The organism is Chromobacterium indicum, from assembly GCF_039708975.1.
GTDB classification, from domain to species: domain Bacteria; phylum Pseudomonadota; class Gammaproteobacteria; order Burkholderiales; family Chromobacteriaceae; genus Chromobacterium; species Chromobacterium piscinae.
This window is the reverse complement of sequence record NZ_JAYFSJ010000003.1, coordinates 226924-251847: the sequence shown is the minus strand read 5'-3', so window position 1 is coordinate 251847 and position 24924 is coordinate 226924. Positions and strand designations below refer to the sequence as shown.

Below are 24924 nucleotides of genomic sequence, written 5' to 3'. Positions count from 1 at the left end.
CATGAATTGAGACGCGTCGGATAGGATTGCCATCTGAAAATAATAGAGACCAGGCCTAAAAACTGCTGTGGGTAGAGGAGTATTTGCCAATAAGCTAGGGCGGTTCCGGCAAAACTTCCTTGTGTTTCACGATTTGCGGGCTGTCCACTCGTCGATCATGTCCGCCCAATCCTGCAACATAGATGTGCGCTGCTCTCGGTATTCAGCCTTGTTGTAGACCGCCCGTACGCCTCGCTGCTCGTGAGCAAGGCATTTCTCGATCCAGTCTGTGTTGTACCCAGCTTCGTGTAGCAGTGTGCTCGCTGTCCGCCGCAAGTCATGCGGGCCAAACTTGGCAAGCGTCTTTCCTTCTTTCTGTGCCAGCTTATAGGTCAGCGTCAGCACCTGGTTGAGCGTTGCGCTGCTCATCGGTTTGTCGCTATCGTAGCGGGAGGGCAGTACGTAGTCTGATCCACCGGCAAAGGTCTTCAGCGCGATGAAGATATCCAGCACCTGCCGGGACAGGAACACAAGGTGCGGGTTGCGGCGCTTCATCCGCTCCTTAGGAATCGTCCACAGCGCCTCGCTGAAATTGATTTCGCTCCACGTCGCATCTGTCAGCTCGCTTTTACGCACCATCGTTAGCAGCAGGAGCTTGCTGGCAGCTCGGATGGAAGGCGTGGTGCCGATGCGCTCGATGTATTGGTACATCAGGGCGATTTCATCCGGCGTCAGCGCCCGGTCGCGCGGCTCAAATTTGGCGATGGTGGTCGGGCGCACCATTTCTGCCGGGTTTTCGACTTTCTGGCCGCGTTCGATGGCCCAGCGATAGACCTGTAATACTACCTCGCGGACATGTACTGCAGTGGCCGGTGCACCGCGTTCGACGATGGCGTTGGTCAGTGCCCGCAAGTCCTCGTGCGTGATTTCCACCAGCTTCTGGTTACCGAATTTCGGCTTTAACTCGCGTTCGTAGATCGACCTACGCATGTCACGAGTTGAGTCGGCCATCTGATAGCCGCGCAGCCATTTATCTGCCCAGGCTCCGAACGTTTCCGCACCCTTCACCCGTGCTTTGTTCCGCGCTTTCTCCTTGGCCGGCGATTTCCCCGTAGCAATGAGCTTCTTGGCTTCGCTTAGCCGTTCACGCGCCTCCGCCAGGGTGACGCCGCCAACGCAGTAGCGTCCGAAAGTGATGGTCTCTTGGCGGCCGTTGATCGAGTAGTTGTAGCGGAATGAGATGGAGCCGGCAGGCGTGACGGCCACGTACAGTCCGTCTCGGTCATTCACTTTGTAGAGCTTGTCCTGGGGCTTGAGGTTGCGCAGCTTGGTATCGGTGAGCATGATTGTCGTTCTATAAACCTAAAAAATACCATGAGAAAAATTGCCGATGAATTTCTGCTAAAAGCCCGTGGATAAAGGATATTAGAGATATTGATACCATGATCGCACGTAATTTCATGGTATGGTATTCGAGGAAGAAGGAAGTATGTCGAGCTGCTATGCCATGGTTCATGCCATGAAAAATAGCTGCTTGCTGGTGCCAAATCGTACCAGATATTGCCAGACAGAAAATGCAAAAAGCCCGCTGTGACGCGGGCTTCAGGGGTGTTGTATGCTGGCAACTGCCAGTCATTGCTTAACGTGGAATCATTCCCACTCGATCGTCGCCGGCGGCTTGCCGCTCACATCGTAGACCACGCGGTTGATGCCGCGCACTTCGTTGATGATGCGGTTGGACGCGCGGCCCAGCAGGCTGTACGGCAGCTCGGCCCAGTGCGCGGTCATGAAGTCGCTGGTCACCACGGCGCGCAATGCGACGACGTAGTCGTAAGTGCGGCCGTCGCCCATCACGCCGACCGACTTCACCGGCAGGAACACGGCGAAGGCCTGGCTGGTCAGCTCGTACCAGTTCTTGCCGGTTTTCTCGTCCACGGTGTTGCGCAGCTCTTCGATGAAGATGGCGTCGGCCTGGCGCAGCAGGTCGGCGTATTCCTTCTTCACTTCGCCCAGGATGCGCACGCCCAGGCCCGGGCCCGGGAACGGGTGGCGGTAGACCATGTCGTGCGGCAGGCCAAGCGCCACGCCCAGCTGGCGCACTTCATCCTTGAATAGCTCGCGCAGCGGCTCCAGCAGCTTCAGGTTCATGTCTTCCGGCAGGCCGCCCACATTGTGGTGGCTCTTGATGGTGTGCGCCTTCTTGGTCTTGGCGCCGGCCGATTCGATCACGTCCGGGTAGATGGTGCCCTGAGCCAGCCATTTGGCGTTGGTCAGCTTGCCGGATTCGCGGTCGAAGACTTCGATGAATTCCGCGCCGATGATCTTGCGCTTCTTCTCTGGGTCGCTCTCGCCGGCCAGCTTGGCCATGAAATCGGCTTCGGCCTGCACGTGGACAACCTTGACGCCCAGGTTCTGGGCGAACATTTCCATCACCATCTTGCCTTCGTTCAGGCGCAAGAGGCCGTGGTCGACGAAGACGCAGGTCAGCTGGTCGCCGATGGCGCGGTGGATCAGCGCGGCGGCCACGGAGGAGTCCACGCCGCCGGACAGGCCGAGGATGACTTCTTCATCGCCGACTTGGTCGCGGATCTTCTTCACCGCTTCGTCGATGTAGTTCGGCATGGTCCAGCTGGGCTTGCAGCCGGCCACGTGCAGCACGAAGCGGTGGATCATCTCGGTGCCGCGCTTGGTGTGGGTCACTTCCGGGTGGAACTGCACGCCGTAGAAGCCGCGGGCCTCGTCAGCCATCGCCGCGTAGGGGCAGGACGGGGTTTCGGCGATCACCTGGAAGCCGGCCGGCAGCGCGGTCACCTTGTCGCCGTGGCTCATCCAGACGTCGAGGAAGCCGTTGCCGGCGTCGTCGATCTGGTCCTGCAGGCCTTCCAGCAGCTTGGAGTGGTGGCGGGCCTTGATCTGGGCGTAGCCGAACTCGCGCTTGTCGCCGCTTTCCACCTTGCCGCCCAGGGTCTGGGCCATGAACTGCATGCCGTAGCAGATGCCCAGCACCGGCACGCCCAGCTCGAACAGTTTGGGATCGGCCTGATAGTCGGACTCGTACACCGAATTCGGGCCGCCGGACAGGATGATGGCTTTGGGCGCGAAGGCCTTGATCTCTTCGATGGGCATGTCGAAAGAATGAAGCTCACAGTAAACGTGAGCTTCGCGTACGCGGCGGGCGATCAGTTGGGTGACCTGGGAGCCGAAGTCGAGAATGAGGATCTTGTCCATGCCTATCCTTGAAAAGTAATGCAGGCCGTTAAGGCCATTATCGTCAATGCTAAAAATAATTCAGTGGTTTCGCCGCTCAGTCTTCGCTGGGCGGCAGCCTGCGCGGTGGTTCCACGCGTTCCGGCACGCGGTCGCTGCGCGCGGCCAGCAGCAGCACGCCCATCAGCACCATGCCCAGCGCCACGAAGTGGGTGGCGCGAAGGCCAAGCTGGTCTATCGCGTAGACGCTGGCGCCGGCATAGGCCAGCATCGGGCTGGTGACCAGCGTGGACTTGTTGAAACCGTCCAGCGCGAATAGCAACAAGCCCGCCGCGAACAGCAGCAGGGCGAGCAGGGTGGAGGTATTGGGCAGCAGGGCGGTGCTTTTCAGCAGCCATACGCTGCCGACGCAGATCAGGGCGATGGGAAGAGCCGCGCCGCGCTTCATCATGCCGCGCCCCGCTGGTTCTTCATCACGCGCTGCTTCTCGCGCTGCCATTCGCGGTCTTTTTCGGTGTCGCGCTTGTCGTGCAGCTTCTTGCCTTTGGCGAGGCCGACTTCGGCCTTCACATTGCCTTTGGCGTAGTGCAGATCCAGCGCCATCATGGTGTAGCCGGCGCGTTCCACCTTGCCGATGAAGCGGTTGATCTGCTCTTGCGACATCAGCAGTTTGCGCGGGCGGACAGGGTCCGGATTGACGTGGGTGGAGGCGGACTGCAGCGGAGTGATGTGGCAGCCGATCAGCCAGAAGGCGCCGTTTTTCCAGTCGACGTAGCTTTCTTTCAACTGGACGCGGCCGGCGCGGATGGCCTTGACTTCCCACCCTTCCAGCACAAGCCCGGCCTCGAGTTTTTCCTCGATGAAGTAGTCGTGGAAAGCCTTGCGGTTCTGGATGATGCTCATGTGTGGCGGGTTCCTTTGAATCCGACATTGTATCAGAAGCCGGGCCGCAACCAAAATCGTGTCTTTTCAGTGGCTTGATGTGAAAGCACTTGGCCGCGGGCGCGCCGTGAAGCCCGGATGGGCGGCAGCAAGCGCTTTTTGCTAGAATTGCGGCTTGATTGTCAGTTTCGAGACCCCGGCCAGGCCGGGTTTTTGCCGATGCAGCTTGTCGAAAAGAGCGTCCTGGTGGCGCATACGCCGGCGCAGATGTACGCGCTGGTGGATGATATCGAACACTACAGCCGCTTCCTGCCCTGGTGCGGCAAGACCGAGGTGCTGTCGCGCGACGGCGGCCAGGTGGTGGCCAGCCTGCACATCGATTATCTGAAGGTGCGCCAGCACTTCACCACTCGCAACCACAACGTGGAGAACGAATCGATCCGGATGGAATTGGTGGAGGGGCCGTTCGAGTTGCTGGAGGGCTTGTGGCACTTCAAGCCGCTAGGCGATTTCGGCTGCAAGATAGAATTCAGCCTGCGTTATCAATTCTCCAGCCGCATTCTGGAAAAGCTGATCGGGCCGGTGTTTGGCCACATTTCCGGCTCGCTGGTGGATGCCTTCATCAAGGAAGCGGACAGGAAGTACGGCGATGACTGAGGGGTTGAGCGTGGAAGTGGCCTATGCCCGGCCTGATCGGCAGTGGCTGGTCGAGGTGAGCCTGCCGGCCGGAGCTGTCGCGCTGGACGCGGTGCGCGCATCAGGCATTCTGGCGTCGTGCCCGGAGCTGGATGAGGCGGCGTTGAAGCTGGGCGTGTTCGGCAAGGCCGCCAAGCCTGACGCCGCCTTGCGCGATCATGACCGGGTGGAGGTTTACCGGCCGTTGTTGGCCGATCCCAAGGAAGTGCGCCGCCAGCGCGCGGAAGCCGGTAAGACGATGAAAAAGGGCGGTTGAGCCTGGCGGATGGGAGAAAAAAAGGATGGCCTGGAGGCCATCCTTTTTTATTGGGGAAGCGTGGCTCAGCCTGGCATGTCTTCGGCCGAGCAGACGCGGTTCTTGCCGTTGATCTTGGCCTGGTACATCGCGTGGTCGGCTCGCTCCAGCACGTCGGCTTCCTGCTCGCCCAGGTGCCAGCGCGCGACGCCGGCGCTGAAGGTGATCAAGAGCTTGTCGTTGTTGGCCAGGAAGAAGGTTTTGGTCAGCTCGCGCTGCAGCCGTTGCACGGCTTGCACCGCTTCGGTTTCCGGCGTGTCCGGCATCAGGATCACGAACTCCTCGCCGCCGAAGCGGGCGACGATGTCGGCCGGGCGCAGGGTGAGCTTGATGGTGTCCACCAGATATTTCAGCGCGTCGTCGCCGGCCAGGTGGCCGTAGCGGTCGTTCAACTGCTTGAAGTTGTCGACGTCGATCAGCGCGACCGACAGCGGCGCGGCGGTGCGCTCGGCGCGGCCGATCTCGCGCTGGAAGTATTCGGCCAGGCCGCGGCGGTTGTAGGCGCCGGTCAGCTGGTCTTCCTTCACTTTGGCGCTGGCGGCCTCCAGCGCGGTTTCCAACTCGCTGATGCGATGCTCGGCCGCCTCCACCTGCTCTTTGGCGGAAACCAGCTCGTCGCGGGAGCGGGTCAGGTCCAGCTGCATGATGGAGGTGTCTTCCATCAGCGAGCCTATGATGCCGCTCAATTCGTCGACGCCGGGCATCTGCTTCAACTTTTCGCTGTGGGCCTGGATCTTGCCGTGGAATTCGTCGGTGCTGTCGGTCATCATCGCCAGCCGGCTGACGAAGCGGTCCAGCAGCGCGCGCAGCGAGCTGGCGGCTTCGTCCAGCGAGGTCTTCAGCATGCCCTGCTTGCGGATCACCTCTTTCAGACTGGTTTCCAGCTGGTAGATCTGCTGCATCGACAGTGGTTCGTGAGACAGGATTTCCTGCAGCGAGCTGACCTGGCCGAGCAGGTATTCGTCGGAGCGATTCAGCTCGGCGACATTGTCCAGCATCAGCTTGAGCAGGTTGGCGAGGCCGGTGGCCAGGCGTCCCTCCTGCTGGGATTGCAGCTCCAGCTTGATCATGAACGCCCGGAGTTTGGGCATGAACACGTTCAGGCTGGCGTCGTCGGCGATGCCGTCCAGTTCTTGCAACAGCGTTTCCAGGCCGTCCACCAGATCGGGGTAGTCGGCCAGGCGCGGCTCCAGGCCATGCTTGAGCGCGAAGGACAGCGTACGCTGCCATGCCTGCCAGCTGCTTGCGGTCTCTGCGGGCTGTTCGTCGTCGGCGTCTAGCGCGGGCAGAGGGTCGGGAGGCGGCAGAGTGCGGCTGGACGGCGCGGCGTTCCAGTTTTGCAGCAGGGCGACCAGCTTCTGGTTGAGCTCTTCGGGTTGGTTGCCGTAATTGATCAGCACCCGCTCCAGCGTGCTTTGCTTGTGGTGCTGGGGGAGGTCGGGCTGGCGCAGATCCCAGCTCTTGACCAGAGTCTGGATCAGTTGGCCCCAGCTTTGCGTCAATTGCTGGGCCGAGAAAATGCCGCGCAGGAGATCGATGATCAACTGGGGGGCTTGTTCCCAGCGGTTTTCATCCAGCACCTGGCGCAAGCGGGTCATGGTGACCTTGGCCTGGACATTGTCCTGGGGCAGCGTTTCCAGAGCTCGCAACAGCAGCACTGCCAGTTTGTTGTCGCGCCCGATGGGGGTTTGCGTCAACTCATGGTAGACCCGCTCGAAGTTTTCAGGTGTCGGAAGCAGCTTGCGCATGGACAGCTGCTTCAGGGTTTCTCTTGCCACTTCGATGGGATTCTGTGTCGTCATTGCCCAAACCTTGGTGCTTTTAAGGCGGCCTGCCATCATCGGTCGTCAGTGGGTGGGTGTGCGTTATCGACGGTTCGCCGGAGAGGAGGACTTGCTGGGATCCAGCAACTGGAAAAACACCTCGCCGTTGCGAATCATGCCAAGTTCGTTCCTAGCTCTTTCTTCGATCGCGTCACTGCCTTGTTTCAGATCGCGCACTTCTGCATCCAGGGCGGCGTTGCGGGCGACCAGCTTTTGGGTGGTCGCCCGCTGTTCCTGCAGCTGCTTGTCCAGCTGCCAGACCCTGAGCCAACTGCCCTTGCCGAACCAAAGCGGCCATTGCAGGGCGAGGATCACGGTTACCAGGGTCACGGTCAGCCAGCGCATGCAATTACTTCAAATGGTAGAAAGCGGCACGGCCGGGGTAGTGGGCGGCGTCGCCCAGTTCTTCCTCGATGCGCAGCAGTTGGTTGTACTTGGCCATGCGGTCCGAGCGCGACAGCGAGCCGGTCTTGATCTGCATGCAGTTGGTGGCGACGGCGAGGTCGGCAATGGTGCTGTCCTCGGTTTCGCCGGAGCGGTGGCTCATAACGCAGGTATAGCGGGAACGCTTGGCCAGATCAACTGCTTTCAGGGTTTCCGACAACGTGCCGATCTGGTTGACCTTCACCAGCAGCGAGTTGGCTACGCCCTTGGCGATGCCGTCTGCCAGGATTTTGGGATTGGTGACGAATACGTCGTCGCCGACGATCTGCACTGTCTGGCCCAGGCGTTCGGTCAGCAGCTTCCAGCCTGCCCAGTCCTGTTCGGCCATGCCGTCTTCGATCGAGATGATCGGGTATTTGTCGGCCAGGTTTTCCAGGTAGTCGGCGAACTCTTCCGAGCTCAGCGACAGTTTTTCGGCGGTCAGGTGGTACTTGCCGTCGCGGAAGAATTCCGAAGCGGCGCAGTCCAGCGCGATCATCACGTCCTGGCCGGCCACGTAGCCTGCCGCGTCGACGGCTTCCAGGATCAGCTTGATCGCGTCTTCGTGGCTTTCCAGGTTGGGCGCGAAGCCGCCTTCGTCGCCGACGGTGGTGGCGTAGCCGTGACGGTCGCAGATCTTCTTCAGGTGATGGAAGATCTCGGCGCCCATGCGCAGCGCTTCGCGGAAGGTTTGCGCGCCGACCGGGATGATCATGAATTCCTGGATATCCAGGGTGTTGTTGGCGTGTTCGCCGCCGTTGATGACGTTCATCATCGGCACCGGCAGCGCCATCGGGCCGGCGCCGCCCAGGTAGCGGTACAGCGGCAGGCCGGCGTCTTCGGCGGCGGCGCGGGCCACGGCCATGGAGACGGCCAGCATGGCGTTGGCGCCGAGGCGGGACTTGGTCTCGGTGCCGTCGAGTTCGATCAGGGTTTTGTCGATGAAGGTCTGGTCGGAGGCATCCAGGCCGATGATGGCTTCGCAAATCTCGGTGTTGATGTTGTCAACGGCCTTCAGCACGCCTTTGCCCAGGTAGCGGCTCTTGTCTCCATCGCGCAGTTCCAGGGCTTCCCGGGTGCCGGTGGAGGCGCCGGACGGCACCGCCGCGCGGCCCATGACGCCGGATTCCAGCAGCACGTCCGCTTCCACGGTCGGATTGCCGCGGGAGTCCAGGATTTCGCGAGCTACCACGTCAACGATCGAACTCATTGTCTTTCCCTTCATAGCTTTCAGTTGAACTTGCAGAGGGCGGCCCGCCCGACGGATCGGGCGGACATTACCAGCTGTGTATTACAGCGAGCGCTCAGCTTGGGATTGTGCCTCGCACGCTCGTCCTGCGCATTGAGCGTGGTCAGCAATCGCCGATCAGCCGGCTTGCTTGTCGGCCTGGTGCGCCAGCGCGGCCTTCACGTAGGCGATGAACAGCGGGTGGCCGTCACGCGGAGTGGAGGTGAATTCCGGGTGGAACTGACAGGCGAAGAACCAGCGGTGATTGGACAGCTCGATGGTCTCGACCAGCTTCTCGTGGCCGGCGGAGCGGCCGCTGATGGTCAGCCCCGCCTGTTCCAGGCGCTGGATGTAGTAGTTGTTGACTTCGTAGCGGTGGCGGTGGCGCTCGGTGATCTCGGCATTGCCGTACACGCGCGCGGCCAGCGAGCCGGGAACCAGGTCGCATTGCTGGCCGCCCAGGCGCATGGTGCCGCCCATATTGGAGTTCTCGTCGCGTTTTTCGATCTTGCCGTCGTGGTTCACCCACTCGTCGATCAGCGCCACCACCGGGAAGTTGGTGTCGAGGTCGAACTCGGTGGAGTTGGCGCCGGCCATGCCGGCCACGTCGCGTGCGTACTCGATCAGCGCGATCTGCATGCCCAGACAAATGCCGAGGTAGGGGATGTCGTTCTCGCGGGCGAACTTCACCGCCTTGATCTTGCCTTCCACGCCGCGCTTGCCGAAGCCGCCCGGGACCAGGATGGCGTCCATGTCGCGCAGCGATTCGGCGCCGTCGCGCTCGATCTCTTCCGAGTCGACGTAGATGATGTCGACCTTGGTGCGAGTGTGGATGCCGGCGTGCTTCAGCGCTTCGGTCAGCGACTTGTACGACTCGGTCAGATCGACGTACTTGCCCACCATCGCGATCTTGATCGCGTGGTCAGGCTTCTCGATCGCGTCGATGATGCCTTCCCAAGCGGACAGGTCGGCCTTGGGCAGATCCAGTTGCAGTTGTTCGGCGATGATGTCGTCTATGCCTTGGCCGTGCAGCATGGCCGGCACTTTGTAGATGGAGTCGGAGTCGTAGCAGCCGATCACCGCGTTCTCTTCCACATTGCAGAACAGCGCGATCTTGCGTTTTTCGTCTTCCGGCAACTCGCGGTCCATCCGGCACAGCAGGATGTCCGGCTGAATGCCGATCTCGCGCAGTTCCTTCACCGAGTGCTGAGTCGGTTTGGTCTTGATCTCGCCGGCGGTGGCGATGTACGGCACGTAGGACAGGTGCACGTACAGCGTGTTCTTGCGGCCGTGGTTGGAGCGCATTTGGCGGATGGCTTCCAGGAAGGGCAGCGATTCGATGTCGCCCACGGTGCCGCCGATCTCGACGATGGCGACGTCGGCGTCAGCCGCGCCTTCGCCCATCTTCAGCTTGATTTCGTCGGTGATGTGCGGGATCACCTGGACGGTGCCGCCCAGGTAGTCGCCGCGGCGTTCCTTGGTAATGACCGATTCGTACACCTGGCCGGTGGTGAAGTTGTTGCTCTTCTTCATCTTGGCGTGGATGAAGCGCTCGTAGTGGCCGAGGTCGAGGTCGGTTTCCGCGCCGTCTTCGGTGACGAACACTTCGCCGTGCTGGAAGGGGCTCATGGTGCCCGGGTCGACATTGATGTAGGGGTCGAGCTTCAGCATGGTGACTTTCAGCCCGCGGGATTCGAGGATCGCGGCGATGGACGCAGCGGCAATGCCCTTGCCCAGGGAGGACACCACGCCACCGGTTACGAAGATGTACTTGGTCATGAGATTACGGCTCTGTGGGAATCCGGGATTTTACCCTGAAATCGAACGAAGTTGAATCACTTGCTGCATCTTGTTGCCACCCTTGGCCGGCGCAGAATGCAACACTCACTATAGACACCCGGCGATAAAGCTCGCGTGGCTGTGGCGAATCCGTTACAATGCCCGCCGACTGTTTCATTAATTGAGAGAGCGCCCGTCAACGCGTCGGGTGCTCGTTCCGCTTGAATTACTGGCTTTTTATATGTTATAAAGCCAGCTTTTACCGGTTTTGGGAGTTTAACCATGGCGCGTGTTTGCAAAGTCACCGGCAAGCGTCCGATGACCGGGAACAATGTTTCCCACGCCAATAACAAGACTAAACGTCGTTTCCTGCCGAACCTGCAATATCGCAAGTTCTGGGTGGAAAGCGAAAACCGCTGGGTGCGCCTGCGCGTATCCAACGCTGCACTGCGTACCATCGACAAGGTGGGCATTGATGTAGTGCTGGCTGATCTGCGCGCTCGCGGCGAGATCTAAGCGGTCAACCAGATAAAGCACTGAGGTATACATCATGCGCGATAAGATCAAGCTGGAATCCACTGCTGGTACCGGCCACTTCTACACCACCACCAAGAACAAGCGCACCATGCCGGAAAAGATGGAGATCAAGAAGTTTGATCCCGTCGCCCGCAAGCACGTTCTGTACAAGGAAACCAAGCTGAAATAAGCTGGTTTTCTGGTTGGTAAAGAGCCCTTCTCTGGTGCACGGAGAAGGGTTTTTTGTTTGTCTAGCCGGCTGGTTTTGCCGGCAGTGCGCGAAAAAGCCAGTCATGCGACTGGCTTTTTTCATTGGGCGGCGGGTTTTGTCAGGACTCGGCTTGGCGGAATATTTTTCTCGCCAGCAGCAGATCCTGCCAGGCCTTGGCCTTGTCCGGCTGATTGCGGAGCAGGTAGGCGGGGTGGTAACTGACCACCAGCGGCACGCCCTGGTAGCGATGCACCTTGCCGCGCAGCCGGCCGATGGAGTCTTCGGTTTCCAGCAGCGTTTGGGCGGCGAAGCGGCCTAGCGCGATGATCAGCGTCGGCTGGATATGGCGAATCTGTTGCAGCAGGTAGCCGTTGCAGGCGGCGATTTCGTCCGGTGCCGGATTGCGGTTGCCCGGCGGGCGGCACTTGAGCACGTTGGCGATATAGACGTCCTGATCCCGCTCCAGCCCGGCGGCGGACAGCATATTGTCCAGCAGCTGGCCGGCGCGGCCGACAAAGGGCAGGCCCTGGCGGTCTTCGTTTTCGCCCGGCGCCTCGCCTATCAGCATCCAGCGCGCCTGGGGGTTGCCGCGGCCGAATACCGTCTGGGTGCGGGTTTCGCACAGGCGGCAGTCGTGGCAATCGGCCACCTCGCGTTGCAGCAGGGGCCAGTCTACCGGGGCGAGCTCGGCGCCAACCTCGGCGCGCAGCGGCTCCGCCGTTGGCGTTGGCTCGACGGGTACTGGGGTGATGGGCGCCGGCTCGGGAGCCTGCGCTGCGATCTGCGGCGCTTCCGGCGGAGCGGTCAGTTTTGCGTCACGGGCGGAAAGGAGTTCGGACGGAGGGGCTGAGATGGCCAAGACGGGCGGCTCAGCGGGTACGGCATCTGTTTGCTGCGACTGGCGCAGCAGTTGCGCCGGGTGCTGCTCAAACCATCCGGCGCGGGGCTGCCAGGCCGGTCCCAGGCCCATTTCCTGTTGCTGCAGGCTGGCGCGGCTCATAGGGATGCCTCCATCAGGATCGCATGCTCGCGGCCGCCGCTGACGGGGTAGTAGTTCTTGCGCAGCCCGCACTGGCGGAAGCCGCAGCGCTGGTAGAGCTTGCGGGCCGGCGCATTGCTTTCCCGCACTTCCAGAAACAGTCTGTGGCAGCAATCGTCGCGCAGGTTATGCAGCATGGATTGCATCAGCTGCAGCCCGAAGCCTTGGCCTTGGTGTTCTTTGGCGATGACGATATTGAGAATTTCCGCCTCATCCAGCACACGCATGATCAGCGCGAAGCCCATCAGCGAGCCGTCGTCGCCAAACAGGCCATAGCAGGGATAGCCGGCGGCCAGGCTGTCACGGTACTGCCCGACTCGCCAGGGGTGTTGCGTCGCCTGTTGTTCCAGGTCGGCTAGTTGCTGCGGATCGGTGGGGTGGAAGAGGCGGACTGAGCTCATCGGCTGCGCGCCTGCTGTTGTTCGATCGAGGTCAGCGCCACCTTGTTGCGCACGTAGAGCAGCTCCGCCTCGCGCGGATGGCGCGCGGGGTAGCGGCCGCTTTCCGCCAGCCGGATATAGGCGGCGGCATGAGGGCGGGGGTGGAGCGACAGCGGCAGGCGTTCCCGGGCGTCGGCCAGCAGCTGGGGGTAGCTGTCGAAGCCGTCGCCGGCAAGCATGGTGGCGCCTTCTGGCAGCGACACCTCTTCAGGTGAGACGACCGCGATCGGGCTAAGCCGTTCCCAGTCAGGTCCGACGCGGTATAGCGCGCTGTAGACTTGCTGCATGCGGGCGTCGAAACAGACCTGCACCAGTCCATCGCCGGCCTGCCAGGCCAGATTGTCCAGCGTGGGAATGGCGGTGATGGGCAGGTCGGCGGAGTAAGCCAGGCCTTGGGCGACGCCGCAGGCGATGCGCAGGCCGGTGAACGAGCCTGGACCCTGTCCGAATACGATGCCGTCCAGCGACGATAACGCGATGCCGGCTTCGGCGAGCAGGCGTGACACCTCCGGCAGCGTGCGCTCGGCGTGCTTTTGCGCGACGCATTCGTGGAAGACCAGCGTTTCCGTTTCCAGGCTCAGCGCCAGGGAAAGATAGGTGGTGGAGGTGTCTAGGGCTAACAGTTTCATTGGACGTGATGCGACCTTGCAAGGCAGGGAATTATAAGCCCAGTTCCTCCACCCAGGCGAGCGCGGAGATGTGCGCCTGGTTCAGCTGTTCGCTGGACAGGCCCAATTGGTCGCACAATTGCGGCACGCCGTCCATTTCCCCATCCTCGCAGGCGCGGGCCAGCTTCAGGTAGAGGCTGATCGCGCCGCGCTCGTGCAGCAGGGCGTCCATGACTTGGGGCGGAAGCTGCAGATGCTCGATGATCTTGTCCATCGGCATGTCGAACAGCACATCCAGCAGGCTGAACAGGCCGACGATGAACAGATTGTCGTTGACGTCGTGGCGCTCGCCAAGCTCCACGCCCAGCAACTCCATGAAGCGGCCGCGGGTGATGGCGGTCTTTTGCAGGGCGGGTGGGGCGTTGTTGTCGTCGGAGGCGGTCACCAGCAACAGGGTCAGCCAGCGGTAGAGTTTCTGGTAACCCAGAACCGTGACGGCATGGGAGAAGGAGCTGATCGTGGTATTGAGGCCGGCGGCGGCGGAGTTGACGTAGCGCAGCAGCTTATAGGATAGGGCGACGTCACGTTTGAGCACCTGCTCGATGTCGCGGATGTCGGCGTCTATGCGCAGCAGGTTCAGCAGCTCCAGCGTGTTGCTGAAGGCCGGATGAATCACCTTTGCCGCCAGCGTTTCGGGGCGGGCGAAGTAATAACCCTGAAAGCCGTCCATGCCCAGTTCCTTGCACAGGTGGAATTGGGCGTGGGTTTCCACCCGTTCGGCGATGCGGATCAGCGGATAGCTCCGCAATCGCGCGGCCAGCATCTGGAAGCGGGTGGTGTCCTGAGTCTGTATGTCCAGCTTGACGTAGTTGGCGAGCTCCAGAAAGGCGGCGGCTGGCGACTCGAAGCTGAAGTCGTCCAGCGCGATGCCGAAACCCATTGAGCGCAGATGGCGCGCGCGGGACAGCAGCTCGTTGCTGGGCACGATGCGGGGCGACAGGTCCAGGATGATGCGGCGAGGCGGCAGCAGCTCCAGAAAGTCGCTGTTGAGCATGGTTTCGCCGACGTTGATGAAGGCCAGCTTGTTGCCGATCAGCCAGCTGGTGCCCATATTGTTGAGCGTGTTGACCAGCACGTCGGTGTCGGCCTGAAGCTCTGTGTGGCGGCCGACGCCGACCGCATCCCCGTTGGGACGAAAAAGCAGCTCATAACCTATGAGCTGCTGGTTGCGGTTCAGTACCGGCTGCCTTCCGATGAAGGCGGTGTTGGTGGTCATCACTGCACCCTGTGTTTTAGGTGGCAATCATATCCGTCGTCCGCGCCTGGGTATTGTTGCTCTCGCTGGAGGCGAGAAGATCTTCCATGTCGAGTACCAGCACGACGGAGCCGTCGCCGGACAGGGTGGCGCCGGCCACGCCTTTCGGGCGGATGTTCTGCAACGGCTTGATTACCACGTCGTCACGGCCGACAAAAGAATCGATTGCCAGAATGAAGGATTTTTCCGCGGACTGCATCAGTACGCCGAAGTAAGGCTTCTGTGTGGGCTCCCAGCTCAGCAGGCTGGCCAGGGTCTTCAGCGGCAGGATTTCGTCGCGCACCACGATGGTGGGCTTGCCCGACACCTCCTGGATGGCGCTGCCGTCGATGGTGATGATTTCGCGAACCATCGCCAGCGGCACGGCGAACGGCTGGTTGCAGGCGCGGACCACCAGTACGGGCAAGATGGCCAAAGTCAGCGGCAGCGAGATGCTGATGCGGGTGCCTTCGCCCGCCGCCGAGCTGATGTCGATCCGGCCGTTCAGCTTCTGGATGTTGGTGCGCACCACGTCCATGCCGACGCCGCGGCCGGACACGCTGGAAATCTGGTCCTTGGTGGAGAAGCCGGGCAGGAAGATCAGCTGCAGGCATTGCTTCTCGTCGAGGGAGTTGGCGGTTTCCTGATCGATCAGTCCCTTCTCGATCGCCTTGCGGCGCAACGCGTCCGGGTTCATGCCCTTGCCGTCGTCGGTGATCTCGATCAGGATGTGATCGCCCACTTGCTCCGCGGTCAGCTGAACCAGCGCCTGCGGCTTTTTGCCGGCGGCGATGCGCTCCTCGGGAGATTCGATGCCGTGATCGACCGCGTTGCGGACCAAGTGGACCAGCGGATCGTTCAGATCTTCGATCATGGTCTTGTCGAGCTCGGTTTCCTCGCCGGACAATACCAGCTCCACTTCCTTGCCCAATTGGCGAGCCAGATCGCGCGCCAAGCGCGGGTATTTCTGGAACAAGCGGCCGATCGGCTGCATGCGGGTTTTCATCACCGCGTTTTGCAGGTCTCCGACCAGCAGGTCCAACTGGCTGATCGCTTCGTCCAGCGAGCGCAGCGTGTTGGTGTCGCGGTTGCCTTGCAGAATTTCAGTGCGCAGCGTGGTCAGACGGTTTTTGGTCAGGCCGATTTCGCCGGACAGGTTCAGCACCATGTCCAGGCGCACGGTATCGATGCGGATGGTGTTTTCCTGCGGGCCGCTGGCGGCCGGGCCGCCGCCGGTTTTGGCGGGGGCGGGCTTGGGCGCCGGTTTTGCGACTGCAGGCGGCTGGGCGGCGGGGGCCGGAGCTGCTGCGGCCGGGGCTGCAGCGGGCGCGGGCGCTGCGGGCGTCGCGGCAGGAGCGGCAGAGGCCGGGGCTACGGCCTGATACAGCTGATTCCAGTCGGGGCCGTTGCCGGCGGGAGCGGAAGGCGCTGCGGGTGCGGGTGCCGCGGCGGCGGGCTCCGCTGGAGCTTCTGCAGTGACGGGCTGGCCGGCCAACGCGGCGTCAAGCGCGGCGAGCACGCGGGCGTCCGCGTCGCCGGGCATCAAGCCTTGGCCCAGCGTGCCGAACATGTCGCGGACAATGCCGGTGGCGTCGAGGATCACATCCATCACTTCCGACGTGATGTGCATTTCTCCGTTGCGCAGCTTGTCGAACAGGTTTTCCGTGCGGTGGCACAAATTCACCATCGGGATGACGTTGAGGAAACCTGCACCGCCCTTGATGGTATGGAAGCCGCGGAAGATGTCATTGAGCAGAGCCTTGTCTTCCGGGCGCTTTTCAAGTTCGACCAGCTTGTTGTCCACATCGGACAGGAGGTCGGTAGACTCCATCAGGAAGTCACCTAGCAACTCTTCCATGCCGCCAAATTCGCTCATTTTTCCACCCCACGCGTTCTGCGTTGTCTTGCTTGCGTTGCTTTAGAAGCCCAGGCTTTCCAGCAGGTCGTCCACTTGCTGCTGGCTGTTCACCACATCGGTCCTGCCTTCCGGATTGATGACCGGACCGTTGAGCAGGCTGGTATTCAGCTCTCCCTTCTTTTCATCGGGGGAGAACTCAATCAGGAAGCTGACCAACTCGGTTTCCAGGATCTTGACCATGCCCATCATTTTTTTGATCACTTGGCCCGTCAGATCCTGAAAGTCCTGAGCCATGACGATCTCAAGCAGCTGGGCATTGGTAGCCTGGGTTTGATTGGGCACGTCTTTCAAATACAGCTGGGTTTCGGCTGCCAGGTTTTTGAACTCTTCGATGCTCAGCAGATTGGCGAACAGCTTTTCCCAGCGCTCGCTCAGCGCCGCGGCCTGGCTTTCCAGTTTGTCCTGGAATGGCTTGGCGATATCGGTGGCGTTCAGCACGCGTTCCGCCGAGTTTTCAGTCAGCGTGGCGATGTAGGCCAAGCGGTCTTTCGCGTCGGGAATGGTTTCAGCCACTTTTTCCAGCGACTTGTCGTAGCCCAGATCGCGCAGGGCGTCGTGCATCTTGCGGGTCATCTGTCCGATATGCTCATACATCGTCGAAGGACTGGTCTCGCTCGAGAACAATTTGGCACCAGCCTCTTCGCCCGCGGGGGCGGCAGCGGCGGGCGGTTCGGGTTCGCTACCTTGCTGCTGGGCGATGCTGTTGAACAGCGCCTCCAGTTCCGGCGAGTCTCCGTTCTCCATAATATGGTCCGGCACGTTCAATCCTCCTCAATGCAAATGCGGGCAACCTTGCGCGATGCTCAGGCTGGTTTGTTCATGTTCTGGAAGATTTTGCTCATCTTCTCTTCCATGGTGGCGGCGGTGAACGGTTTTACGATGTAGCCGCTGGCACCAGCCATGGCCGCCTCGATGATGTTTTCTCTTTTGGCCTCGGCGGTGATCATCATGAACGGCAGATGCTTCAGTTGGGGATCCGCCCGCACTGCTTTGAGGAGCTCGATGCCCGTCATATTGGGCATGTTCCAGTCGGAGACGACGAAGTCGAAGCTTTGGGTTTTCAACTTGTGCAGCGCGACCTGGCCGTCTTCGGCCTCGTCGACGTTGGTGAAACCCAATTCTTTCAACAGGTTGCGGACGATTCTGCGCATGGTGGAGAAGTCGTCCACGACCAGGAATCGCATATTCTTGTCTGACATCGAGGTATATCCTGAATTATCTATGTTCCATCAAGGCGCACATTGTAGCGACTACCTTTGCAGGAATGGAATCAAAGTTTCTGCCAGTACGCCCGGGTCGAACTTGGCAACGTAGGAATCCACCCCGACACTGGAGCCCATCGCACGGTTGGCGTTGGACGACAGCGACGAGTGCATGATCACCGGAATGCCCTTGAAGCGCTGATCGGATTTGATCAGCTTGGTCAGCACGTAGCCGTCCATTTCCGGCATTTCGGCATCGACCAGAATGATTTTCAGGTAGTCGTGCAGGCATTCTCCATCGGCCCAGTTTCGGCCGGCCAGCACCTGCAGGCGATCCCAGGCTTCGCGGCCATTGGTCGCCTGCTGGAATTTGATGCCCATCTTTTCCAGCACGCCGGTGATTTCCTTGCGGGCGACCACCGAGTCGTCGACGAAGAAGATGTACTGGTCGGTTTCCAGCTGGGCAGTGGGCACATCGGGCAGCCGGGGCTCGCCGACTACGCTGGCCAGGATCTGTTCGACGTCCAGAATGGAAACTAGCTTGCCATTTTCCAGTTCGGTAACCGCAGTGATCAGGGTTTGATTGGTGCCGGCTGCCGCCATGATGTTTTCCGGCGCCCGCACCTTGTCCCAATCGACGCGGATGATGCGGTCAACCGAGTCCACCAGAAAAGCTTGCGTGCTTTTGTTGAACTCGGTGACGATCATCGTGTCGAACTTGCTGCCGCCGTGGTCATGGCCGATGAACTTGGCCAGCGAGATCACCGGGATGATATTGCCGCGCAACGACAGCACGCCTTCCACCCCGAACGGCATATTGGGCGTCTTGGTGATGGTCGGCGTCTGCGAGACTTCGCGCACCTTGAACACATTGATGCCGAATGTTTCGCGCGTTCCCAGCGAGAACAGCAGAATCTCCATCTTGTTGGAGCCGGCTAGCTTGGTCCTGGCGTCAACACTGGCGAGCAAGGAGGCGTCGGTGCTAGGCATGTCGTATCCCTATCCCTTGAAAATCTTGAAGAAGGCCTGTTAGTTGCTGGGTTCCAGTTTCAGCATCTGGCGCAGCTTGCTGGCGAGCTTCTGCGGTTCAAACTTTGATACATAGGCATCCACACCGACAGATTCCCCCAGCTTCTGATTGGACGAACCGGAAAGCGAGGAGTGCATCAGCACCGGAATGCCGGCGAAGCGCGGGTCGCTCTTGATCATCTTGGTCAGCATATAGCCGTCCATCTCGGGCATTTCCACGTCGGTCAGCACCAGGTGCAGCTCGTCGGACAGCTTGCGCCCGGCGGCTTCCGCCTGCTGAGCCATCTTCTGCAGATCTTCCCAGCCGCGCATGCCGTTGATCGCCGAGGTGTAGCGGATGTTCATCACTTCCAGCGTGCGCTCGATCTGCTTGCGGGCGACTGCGCTGTCGTCGGCGAAGAAGATGCGGCGGTCTTCCTTGACCGGCTCGATATTGATGAAGCTGTGGCCGTCGTCGATGATGCTGGTTTCCGCCAGCACCTTTTCCACGTCCATCATCATCACCAGCGTGCCGTTGTCCAGCTCGGTGACAGCGGTCACCAGGCCGGCCATGCGGTTGGTGATCATGTCCGGCGGCACGCGCATCGCAGACCAATCCAGGCGCAGAATGGTGTCCACGGCTTCAACCAGGAAACCCTGGGTATGACCGTTGTACTCGGTAACGATCATGATTTCCGGCCGATTGCTGGTCACGATACCGGAGTATTTGGCCAAGTCGATCACGGGAACCAGCGCGCCACGCAGGCTGACCATGCCTTCCACTGAAGAGGGCATTTCCGGAGCGGAGGTAATCTCCGGGGTGCGCATCACTTCGCGGACCTTGAATACGTTGATACCAAAAATTTCTTTGCGACCGGTACGCTGGTCATGCCCCAAGGAAAACAGAAGGATTTCCAGCTTGTTGGTGCCTGCCAGTTTGGTTCTGGCGTCGATTTTTTTGAGAAGCTCTGACACAGAAACCTCCACAGCATCTTTTGGAATGGCGCACTACTTCCCTTTATACGCCAGATATTGGTTTTTCCCGTTTTTTTTTGCTCTTGGCGACGTCAACTGCATGTTGGCGCGCTATGGGCTGATCATTATCATACCGTTTAAGTGGTTTTTACAAATGACAGTGAAGCGATGCCTACTATGGTTTCAAGCCTGAAGGATCAGCAGCAACTCGAGGCCGCGTTCGAACAGTTCAATGCGGTTTCCAGTCAACTCATTGATGCATATAGACAACTTGAGGTTCAGGTCAATGTTTTGAACGCCCAGCTGGATGAGGCGAACAGTCAGTTGCGAAAACAGCGCGATGAGAATGCCGAGCTCGCCGAACGACTGGCGTCATTGCTCAAGATGCTGCCGGCAGGCGTGGTGGAGCTATCGCCGGAGGGCCGGGTGACTGCTGAGAATCTGGCGGCGGAGTCTCTGCTAAGTGGTTGTTATATAGGAGAAGAGTGGAGCGGCCTGCTGGGACGCTTGCTGAGTCAGGAAGCGGATGGCAGCTTCGCTCTGGGCGGAGATGGCGAGTCCAGGCGCTTGACGCTGCAGTATCAGGACCTGCCGGCGTCGGGCGGGCGAATTGTGCTTATTCACGACGTGACCCGGCTGCATCAACTCAATAGCGAGCTCGCTCAGCAGCAGAATCTGGCGTCTATGGGCAGCATGGCGGCATCACTGGCGCATCAGCTGCGCACGCCGCTGGCCAGCGCAATGTTGTATACGGCCAACTTGAAGCAGGATATTCCCCGTCCGGAAGACCGGGCGCGCTTTGTCGACAAGAGCTTGGCGCGGATGCGGGCGCTGGAGGGGCTGATCCAGAACATGCTGGGGTTCGTGCGCGGCCAGGTGTCGTCGCTGGAGACGGCGAAAGTGGCTCCGCTGCTGGAGGATGTTTGCGCGGTGCTGGCGCCGCAATGTCATGACAAAGGTGTGTTTTTTGATTGCAATCTGCCTGCCGATTCTGCCATAACGGTCTTGATAGACCGCAAGGCGCTGCAGGGAGCGTTGATCAATCTGCTGGAAAACGCTTTGCAGTTCGCGTCGCCCGGCGGAAGGGTCGGTTTGGCGGTGGCCCCCGATGGCGATGACGTCGTATTCTGTGTCGATGACGATGGCCCGGGGGTGGATGACGCGGTGCTGGAGCGGATTTTCGAACCATTCTTCACGCAGCGTCCCGGTGGAACTGGCCTGGGACTGGCGATCGTGAAGAAGGTGGCTGAAGAGTTGGGGGGGAGTGTACGTTGTTACAACAAGGTGGCGGGCGGCGCCTGTTTCGAATTGCGGCTGCCGGCATCCCGGAAGTGAGGCCGGATGCGGCGGAGGCGCCCGTTCAATTTGTCAGCGAACCTATGGAAAGCCGAGGATCAGTGATGAGACCGATAGTCAAAGTAGAGGGGAGTGTCGGGAAGATGGTGCTGATTGGGCAGTTTGATTTCAACCTGCACAAGGAATTCCGCCAAGCCAGCCAGGAATTGCTGGACACCCCCGATGTTCAGGAAATCCAGGTCGATTTCGATCAGGTGCCGTTTCTTGACAGCTCCGCGCTGGGCATGTTGTTGCTGTTGAAGGAGCGGGCTGCGGGACAGAAGAAAACGATGGTGCTGGTCAATTGCCGGGAAGCGGTGATGCAGGTCTTCGAGATCGCCTGCTTCAACAAGATGTTCACGATCCGGCCGGCGGCCTGAGCATGACCATCGCTTGCGCCGCCGTCGGCATGCTTGAGCGGCGCGCGAGCGTTTCTTCCTAGTGGTCTAGCCGGGCTTCGGGCCCAGGGCCAGAGGCGCTTTATGGCGCAGCCAGAGCATTCTCGCGGCTGCAGGTTAGCGGCTTTAGGTTTTGCCGGGAATGCCTGTTTTCTGTCGCTGAGACATGCCATCCGTGCAAAACTCTTGATTTTCAGCATGTGCCGCTTGATTCACCCGTCTTTATGGTTGATCACGTAATTAAAGGCGACAGCAGGTTCGAGGCGCTCGGTTATCCATTCGGGGAGACGGATGGCGAGACCGCCTCATTGTGTTATTCCGATATTTCCGTTGAGGATTGATGACATTGCGGTGGCGCGCCAGCTTGTGTTGGCAGGCCGCTGCTTGCTCTCCGGACCGGGCACGATCCCGATGATTGCCCGAGCCGGCACGGCTGGTCCGCTGGAAGCCGTGCGCATGGGGCCATGTGTATTTCAACTGGAGTCTCTCGATAGCGGGAACGCCATGCCTAAGAAAATTCTCACGGTGGACGACTCCGCGTCGATTCGCCAAATGGTCAGTTTCACGCTGAAGAGCGCCGGCTATGACGTGGCGGAGGCGGTGGACGGCAATGCGGGCTTGAGCAAGGCGCAGGGCACGCAGTTCGATCTGGTTCTGACCGACCAGAACATGCCGGGCATGGATGGGTTGACGCTGATCCGTTCGCTGCGCAAGCAACCTTCCTACAACGCCACCCCTATCCTGATGCTGACTACGGAGTCCAGCGATCAGATGAAGGCGCTGGGCAGAGCCGCTGGCGCTTCCGGCTGGCTGGTCAAGCCATTCGATCCGCAGAAGCTGTTGGACGTCGTGAAGCGCCTGGTCGGCTAACGCGGCCATCGCCAAGAGGGGACGATTGTGACGATCGATATGTCCCAGTTTCACCAAGTATTCTTCGACGAGGCGGAAGAGCATCTGGCCACGATGGAGTCGCTTCTGTTGGCGATGGATGTGGCTCAGCCGGAACAAGAAGATCTTCATGCGATATTCCGCGCCGCCCATTCGATCAAGGGCGGCGCCGCCACTTTCGGCTTCGCCGAGATGGCCGAACTGACTCATGTATTGGAAAACCTGCTGGACAGGGTGCGCAAAGGCGCGATGGAACTGACCGCGCAGATGGTGGATGCCTTTCTGCAGGCGAAAGACGCGCTGCAGGCGATGCTGGCCGCGTATAAAAACGGCGAGGCGCTGGATGGCGAGCGGCAGGGCGAAATTCAACGGCGCCTGGAAGAGATCGAAGGCCGGGCGGCGGAAATCAGCGTCCCGGCGTCCGCGCAGGAAACCATCCAGGCGGCGGAGTCGCTATGGACGCTGTTTCTCGAACTGACGCCAGCTGCTGGCCAGGATATCCATCCCTTGTTGGCGAATCTGGCGGCGCAGGGCGATCTGACCATCGTGCAGGAGGGCCGGCTGGATGACGAGCTGCCTTGGGTAGCGGTATTCACCTCGTCTCTGGCCGCGGACGAGGTCGCCGAGTCGCTGGCGTTCACGCTGTCGCCGGAGCAGTTCCGCGTCAGTGTGGACCGTGGCGGCGAAGGAGGGGATGAGTACGGCTTTTTCCTGCCGGATGATCGCGTGGAGCCAGGCAAGCGTGCGACGGCGGGAGGTGTGTCCTATATGGACGAGGATGGCGGTTTCGGCTTGTTCGAACCGCTGCCCAGGCAGCATGCGCCAGATGGAGACTCCAGATCGAGGAGACTGGCGCAGATGGAGCGCGATGGCAGTTTCGGGCTGTTCGAACCGCTGACTGCTCCGGGCGGGGACGGCGCGCAGGATGTCGATGGCGATGGCTTCGGCTTGTTCGGCGGCGCGCCGGGCGTGGGCGTCGAAAAGGCGCTTGATGCAACGCCTTCGGAGGCGAAGCCGGCAGCGCCGGCGCGGCCGCAGCCGGACAGGGTCGCGGCCGCGGGCGAAAACTCGATCCGGGTCAATATCGAGAAAGTTGACATGCTGCTGAATCTGGTGGGCGAGCTGGTGATCACCCAGTCCATGCTGATGCAGTCCGGCAGCGCGCTGGACCCGGTGGAGCATGAACGCCTGCTCAACGGCATCAGTTCCCTGCAGCGCAACTCGCGCGAACTGCAGGAAGCGGTGATGTCCATCCGCATGACGCCCATCGCCTTCGTGTTCAACCGCTTCCCCCGCGTAGTCCGCGATCTGGCAGGCAAGCTGGGGAAACAGATCGACCTGAAAATGGTGGGCGAGAACACCGAGCTGGACAAGGGCTTCATCGAAAAACTATCCGACCCTTTGACCCACTTGGTGCGCAACAGCCTGGACCACGGCATCGAGCCGCCGGACGCGCGGGTGGCCAAGGGCAAGTCGCCGGCCGGCCGGCTGACGCTGCGGGCTTTCCACCAGGGCGGCAGCATTGTGATCGAGGTCAGCGACGACGGCGCGGGGCTTAGCCGCGAACGCATCCTGGCCAAGGCGCGCGAGCGCGGCATGCCGGTCAGCGACAATATGTCCGATGCCGAAGTGTGGGGACTGATCTTCGAGGCCGGCTTCTCCACCGCGGCCGAAGTGACCGACGTGTCCGGCCGCGGCGTAGGCATGGACGTGGTCAAGCGCAACATCCAGAACATGGGCGGCCGGATCGAGATCGACTCCATGGCCGATGTCGGCACCACGATGAGCATACGGCTGCCGCTGACGCTGGCGATCATGGACGGCATGTCGGTTAGGGTGGGGCACGAGATCTACGTATTGCCGCTGGGCTTCATCCTGGAGTCGCTGCAGCCGGAGCCGGCGGCGATCAAGACGGTGGCCGGACGCGGCGAAGTGGTGCACATCCGCGGCGAATACCTGCCTATCGTCGCGCTGGGGCGGTATTTCAATGTGGGCACGGCCAGACAGCGGGCGGACGAGGGCATTCTGGTGATCGTGGAGGCGTCCGGCGCCAGGGTGGCCTTGCTGGTGGACGATCTGATCGGGCAGCAGCAGTTCGTGGTGAAGAATCTGGAAACCAACTACCGCAAGGTGGATGGCTTGTCCGGCGCCACGATACTGGGGGATGGGCAGGTGGCGCTGATCCTCGATATTTCCACCATCGCCCGCAGCAACGGCGGCCTGCGCGGATCGGCCGCGCAAATGGCGGCCGCCGCGGAATGACAGCCGGAGACGCGATATGCAACTGGACAATCTGAGCGATGCCCAGGCGAGGGGCGAGGGCGCCAGAGAGCTGCTGGTGTTCACGCTGGGCAACGAGGAGTACGGGCTGGACATCCTCAAGGTGCAGGAGATACGCGGCTACGACACGGTCACCCGCATCGCCAACGCGCCGGAGTTCATCAAGGGCGTGATCAACCTGCGCGGCAGCATCGTGCCCATCGTCGACCTGCGCCTCAAGTTCGGACTGGGCGAGCCGCATTACAACGAATTCACCGTGGTGATCATCCTCAATATCGGCAAGCGCACGGTCGGCATCGTGGTGGACGGCGTGTCCGATGTGATCCAGCTGGGCGAGGGGGCGATGCGCGCGCCGCCGGAATTCGGCTCGACCGTCGATACCGCCTATATCGAGGGGCTGGGCACGGTGGGGGAGCAGATGATCATCGTTGTCGATATCGAGCGTCTGATGCGCAGCGAGGAAATGGCGCTGACCGACGAAGTGGCTGCCCGGGCCTGAA

Annotated in this window: 26 protein-coding genes; 9 read left to right on the top strand and 17 right to left on the bottom strand. The window is 60.9% G+C overall.

Going from position 1 to position 24924, the window contains the following annotated elements; genetic code table 11:
• Window positions 1–126: 126 nt before the first annotated feature.
• From VA599_RS05980 to smpB, 4 genes are all read right to left on the bottom strand, one after another.
• A complete protein-coding gene (locus VA599_RS05980; protein ID WP_346787927.1) occupies window positions 127–1323 on the bottom strand; it encodes a tyrosine-type recombinase/integrase in 1197 nt (398 codons plus the stop codon).
• Window positions 1324–1629: 306 nt separating this feature from the next.
• Window positions 1630–3213, bottom strand: a complete 1584-nt coding sequence (gene guaA / locus VA599_RS05975) for a glutamine-hydrolyzing GMP synthase (RefSeq protein ID WP_152526953.1) — start codon at window positions 3211–3213, stop codon at window positions 1630–1632.
• Between the two features lie 70 nt (window positions 3214–3283).
• Window positions 3284–3637 carry a hypothetical protein gene (locus tag VA599_RS05970; protein ID WP_346787926.1) on the bottom strand — a complete coding sequence of 118 codons (354 nt, stop codon included), beginning with the start codon at window positions 3635–3637 and terminating at the stop codon, window positions 3284–3286.
• Window positions 3634–4110, bottom strand: a complete 477-nt coding sequence (gene smpB, locus VA599_RS05965; RefSeq protein ID WP_268750400.1) for an SsrA-binding protein SmpB — start codon at window positions 4108–4110, stop codon at window positions 3634–3636. The genes VA599_RS05970 and smpB overlap by 4 nt, the downstream gene beginning before the upstream one ends.
• Window positions 4111–4287: 177 nt before the next feature.
• Here smpB and VA599_RS05960 point away from each other — a divergent pair, with 177 nt between their 5' ends.
• Together VA599_RS05960 and VA599_RS05955 are read left to right on the top strand one after the other, a co-directional pair.
• Window positions 4288–4725, top strand: coding sequence for a type II toxin-antitoxin system RatA family toxin (locus tag VA599_RS05960; RefSeq protein WP_031296563.1), 438 nt, complete (start codon window positions 4288–4290; stop codon window positions 4723–4725).
• The gene (locus VA599_RS05955) at window positions 4718–5020 is read left to right on the top strand and encodes an RnfH family protein (protein WP_346787925.1); all 303 of its coding nucleotides are present in this window, start codon (window positions 4718–4720) and stop codon (window positions 5018–5020) included. Before VA599_RS05960 ends, VA599_RS05955 begins: the two co-directional genes overlap by 8 nt.
• 65 nt (window positions 5021–5085) lie before the next feature.
• Here the strand turns inward: VA599_RS05955 and VA599_RS05950 are convergent, their stop codons facing one another.
• From VA599_RS05950 to pyrG, 4 genes are all read right to left on the bottom strand, one after another.
• Complete coding sequence (locus VA599_RS05950; protein WP_346787924.1) at window positions 5086–6861, bottom strand: GGDEF domain-containing protein; 1776 nt, start codon at window positions 6859–6861, stop codon at window positions 5086–5088.
• 63 nt (window positions 6862–6924) lie between these two features.
• Window positions 6925–7227: a cell division protein FtsB gene (ftsB, locus tag VA599_RS05945; protein ID WP_021477760.1), complete on the bottom strand. Its 303-nt coding sequence runs from the start codon at window positions 7225–7227 to the stop codon at window positions 6925–6927.
• Between the two features lie 4 nt (window positions 7228–7231).
• Entirely contained in the window at window positions 7232–8515 is a 1284-nt protein-coding gene (eno, locus tag VA599_RS05940; protein WP_021477761.1) for a phosphopyruvate hydratase, read from the bottom strand.
• A gap of 156 nt (window positions 8516–8671) precedes the next feature.
• On the bottom strand, window positions 8672–10312 hold the full coding sequence (gene pyrG / locus VA599_RS05935) for a CTP synthase (RefSeq protein ID WP_021477762.1): 1641 nt from the start codon (window positions 10310–10312) through the stop codon (window positions 8672–8674).
• Between the two features lie 282 nt (window positions 10313–10594).
• Between pyrG and rpmB the strand changes: the two genes are divergently transcribed.
• Window positions 10595–10828 carry a 50S ribosomal protein L28 gene (gene rpmB / locus VA599_RS05930; RefSeq protein WP_011137003.1) on the top strand — a complete coding sequence of 78 codons (234 nt, stop codon included), beginning with the start codon at window positions 10595–10597 and terminating at the stop codon, window positions 10826–10828.
• A 34-nt stretch (window positions 10829–10862) separates the two neighbouring features.
• A complete protein-coding gene (gene rpmG / locus VA599_RS05925; RefSeq protein ID WP_017506994.1) occupies window positions 10863–11018 on the top strand; it encodes a 50S ribosomal protein L33 in 156 nt (51 codons plus the stop codon).
• Window positions 11019–11157: 139 nt separating this feature from the next.
• On the opposite strand, the gene VA599_RS05920 is transcribed toward rpmG, so the two are convergent.
• Genes VA599_RS05920 through VA599_RS05880 form a run of 9 tightly spaced genes read right to left on the bottom strand, consistent with a single transcriptional unit; the run spans window position 11158 to window position 19523 of the window.
• Window positions 11158–12039, bottom strand: coding sequence for a uracil-DNA glycosylase (locus VA599_RS05920; protein ID WP_346787923.1), 882 nt, complete (start codon window positions 12037–12039; stop codon window positions 11158–11160).
• Window positions 12036–12479: a ribosomal protein S18-alanine N-acetyltransferase gene (rimI, locus tag VA599_RS05915; protein WP_021477764.1), complete on the bottom strand. Its 444-nt coding sequence runs from the start codon at window positions 12477–12479 to the stop codon at window positions 12036–12038. The genes VA599_RS05920 and rimI overlap by 4 nt, the downstream gene beginning before the upstream one ends.
• Window positions 12476–13147, bottom strand: a complete 672-nt coding sequence (gene tsaB, locus VA599_RS05910) for a tRNA (adenosine(37)-N6)-threonylcarbamoyltransferase complex dimerization subunit type 1 TsaB (RefSeq protein ID WP_346787922.1) — start codon at window positions 13145–13147, stop codon at window positions 12476–12478. The genes rimI and tsaB overlap by 4 nt, the downstream gene beginning before the upstream one ends.
• A 31-nt stretch (window positions 13148–13178) precedes the next feature.
• Complete coding sequence (locus VA599_RS05905) at window positions 13179–14402, bottom strand: EAL and HDOD domain-containing protein (RefSeq protein WP_021477766.1); 1224 nt, start codon at window positions 14400–14402, stop codon at window positions 13179–13181.
• 16 nt (window positions 14403–14418) lie between these two features.
• Complete coding sequence (locus tag VA599_RS05900; protein ID WP_346787921.1) at window positions 14419–16296, bottom strand: chemotaxis protein CheA; 1878 nt, start codon at window positions 16294–16296, stop codon at window positions 14419–14421.
• Between the two features lie 42 nt (window positions 16297–16338).
• Window positions 16339–17097, bottom strand: coding sequence for a protein phosphatase CheZ (cheZ, locus tag VA599_RS05895; RefSeq protein WP_031296839.1), 759 nt, complete (start codon window positions 17095–17097; stop codon window positions 16339–16341).
• 44 nt (window positions 17098–17141) lie between these two features.
• The gene (cheY, locus tag VA599_RS05890) at window positions 17142–17537 is read right to left on the bottom strand and encodes a chemotaxis response regulator CheY (protein WP_021478560.1); all 396 of its coding nucleotides are present in this window, start codon (window positions 17535–17537) and stop codon (window positions 17142–17144) included.
• A 51-nt stretch (window positions 17538–17588) separates the two neighbouring features.
• On the bottom strand, window positions 17589–18530 hold the full coding sequence (locus VA599_RS05885; protein ID WP_021478561.1) for a chemotaxis protein: 942 nt from the start codon (window positions 18528–18530) through the stop codon (window positions 17589–17591).
• A gap of 39 nt (window positions 18531–18569) precedes the next feature.
• Window positions 18570–19523, bottom strand: a complete 954-nt coding sequence (locus tag VA599_RS05880; protein WP_021478562.1) for a chemotaxis protein — start codon at window positions 19521–19523, stop codon at window positions 18570–18572.
• Window positions 19524–19700: 177 nt separating this feature from the next.
• On the opposite strand from VA599_RS05880, the gene VA599_RS05875 reads away from it, so the two are divergent.
• The 5 genes from VA599_RS05875 to VA599_RS05855 all read left to right on the top strand — a co-directional run bounded on the left by VA599_RS05875 (window position 19701) and on the right by VA599_RS05855 (window position 24923).
• Window positions 19701–20858, top strand: a complete 1158-nt coding sequence (locus VA599_RS05875; protein WP_234004433.1) for a sensor histidine kinase — start codon at window positions 19701–19703, stop codon at window positions 20856–20858.
• Window positions 20859–20923: 65 nt separating this feature from the next.
• Window positions 20924–21238 carry an STAS domain-containing protein gene (locus VA599_RS05870; RefSeq protein ID WP_031296840.1) on the top strand — a complete coding sequence of 105 codons (315 nt, stop codon included), beginning with the start codon at window positions 20924–20926 and terminating at the stop codon, window positions 21236–21238.
• A gap of 522 nt (window positions 21239–21760) precedes the next feature.
• Entirely contained in the window at window positions 21761–22126 is a 366-nt protein-coding gene (locus VA599_RS05865) for a response regulator (RefSeq protein ID WP_021478565.1), read from the top strand.
• 27 nt (window positions 22127–22153) lie between these two features.
• Window positions 22154–24406, top strand: a complete 2253-nt coding sequence (locus VA599_RS05860) for a chemotaxis protein CheW (protein ID WP_346787920.1) — start codon at window positions 22154–22156, stop codon at window positions 24404–24406.
• Between the two features lie 16 nt (window positions 24407–24422).
• Entirely contained in the window at window positions 24423–24923 is a 501-nt protein-coding gene (locus VA599_RS05855; RefSeq protein ID WP_021478567.1) for a chemotaxis protein CheW, read from the top strand.
• The last annotated feature ends 1 nt before the right edge of the window (window position 24924 follow it).

Excerpts from the sequence above, each read along its gene's own strand:
- VA599_RS05870 (WP_031296840.1), top strand. The coding sequence starts at position 20,924 with ATGAGACCGATAGTCAAAGTAGAGGGGAGTGTCGGGAAGATGGTGCTG.
- VA599_RS05980 (WP_346787927.1), bottom strand. The coding sequence starts at position 1,323 with ATGCTCACCGATACCAAGCTGCGCAACCTCAAGCCCCAGGACAAGCTC.
- VA599_RS05875 (WP_234004433.1), top strand. The coding sequence starts at position 19,701 with ATGGTTTCAAGCCTGAAGGATCAGCAGCAACTCGAGGCCGCGTTCGAA.
- pyrG (WP_021477762.1), bottom strand. The coding sequence starts at position 10,312 with ATGACCAAGTACATCTTCGTAACCGGTGGCGTGGTGTCCTCCCTGGGC.
- rimI (WP_021477764.1), bottom strand. The coding sequence starts at position 12,479 with ATGAGCTCAGTCCGCCTCTTCCACCCCACCGATCCGCAGCAACTAGCC.
- rpmG (WP_017506994.1), top strand. The coding sequence starts at position 10,863 with ATGCGCGATAAGATCAAGCTGGAATCCACTGCTGGTACCGGCCACTTC.
- VA599_RS05955 (WP_346787925.1), top strand. The coding sequence starts at position 4,718 with ATGACTGAGGGGTTGAGCGTGGAAGTGGCCTATGCCCGGCCTGATCGG.
- VA599_RS05855 (WP_021478567.1), top strand. The coding sequence starts at position 24,423 with ATGCAACTGGACAATCTGAGCGATGCCCAGGCGAGGGGCGAGGGCGCC.
- VA599_RS05885 (WP_021478561.1), bottom strand. The coding sequence starts at position 18,530 with ATGCCTAGCACCGACGCCTCCTTGCTCGCCAGTGTTGACGCCAGGACC.
- VA599_RS05900 (WP_346787921.1), bottom strand. The coding sequence starts at position 16,296 with ATGAGCGAATTTGGCGGCATGGAAGAGTTGCTAGGTGACTTCCTGATG.
- eno (WP_021477761.1), bottom strand. The coding sequence starts at position 8,515 with ATGAGTTCGATCGTTGACGTGGTAGCTCGCGAAATCCTGGACTCCCGC.
- cheY (WP_021478560.1), bottom strand. The coding sequence starts at position 17,537 with ATGTCAGACAAGAATATGCGATTCCTGGTCGTGGACGACTTCTCCACC.
- ftsB (WP_021477760.1), bottom strand. The coding sequence starts at position 7,227 with ATGCGCTGGCTGACCGTGACCCTGGTAACCGTGATCCTCGCCCTGCAA.
- tsaB (WP_346787922.1), bottom strand. The coding sequence starts at position 13,147 with ATGAAACTGTTAGCCCTAGACACCTCCACCACCTATCTTTCCCTGGCG.
- VA599_RS05950 (WP_346787924.1), bottom strand. The coding sequence starts at position 6,861 with ATGACGACACAGAATCCCATCGAAGTGGCAAGAGAAACCCTGAAGCAG.
- VA599_RS05960 (WP_031296563.1), top strand. The coding sequence starts at position 4,288 with ATGCAGCTTGTCGAAAAGAGCGTCCTGGTGGCGCATACGCCGGCGCAG.
- rpmB (WP_011137003.1), top strand. The coding sequence starts at position 10,595 with ATGGCGCGTGTTTGCAAAGTCACCGGCAAGCGTCCGATGACCGGGAAC.
- VA599_RS05905 (WP_021477766.1), bottom strand. The coding sequence starts at position 14,402 with ATGACCACCAACACCGCCTTCATCGGAAGGCAGCCGGTACTGAACCGC.
- VA599_RS05920 (WP_346787923.1), bottom strand. The coding sequence starts at position 12,039 with ATGAGCCGCGCCAGCCTGCAGCAACAGGAAATGGGCCTGGGACCGGCC.
- VA599_RS05970 (WP_346787926.1), bottom strand. The coding sequence starts at position 3,637 with ATGATGAAGCGCGGCGCGGCTCTTCCCATCGCCCTGATCTGCGTCGGC.
- VA599_RS05865 (WP_021478565.1), top strand. The coding sequence starts at position 21,761 with ATGCCTAAGAAAATTCTCACGGTGGACGACTCCGCGTCGATTCGCCAA.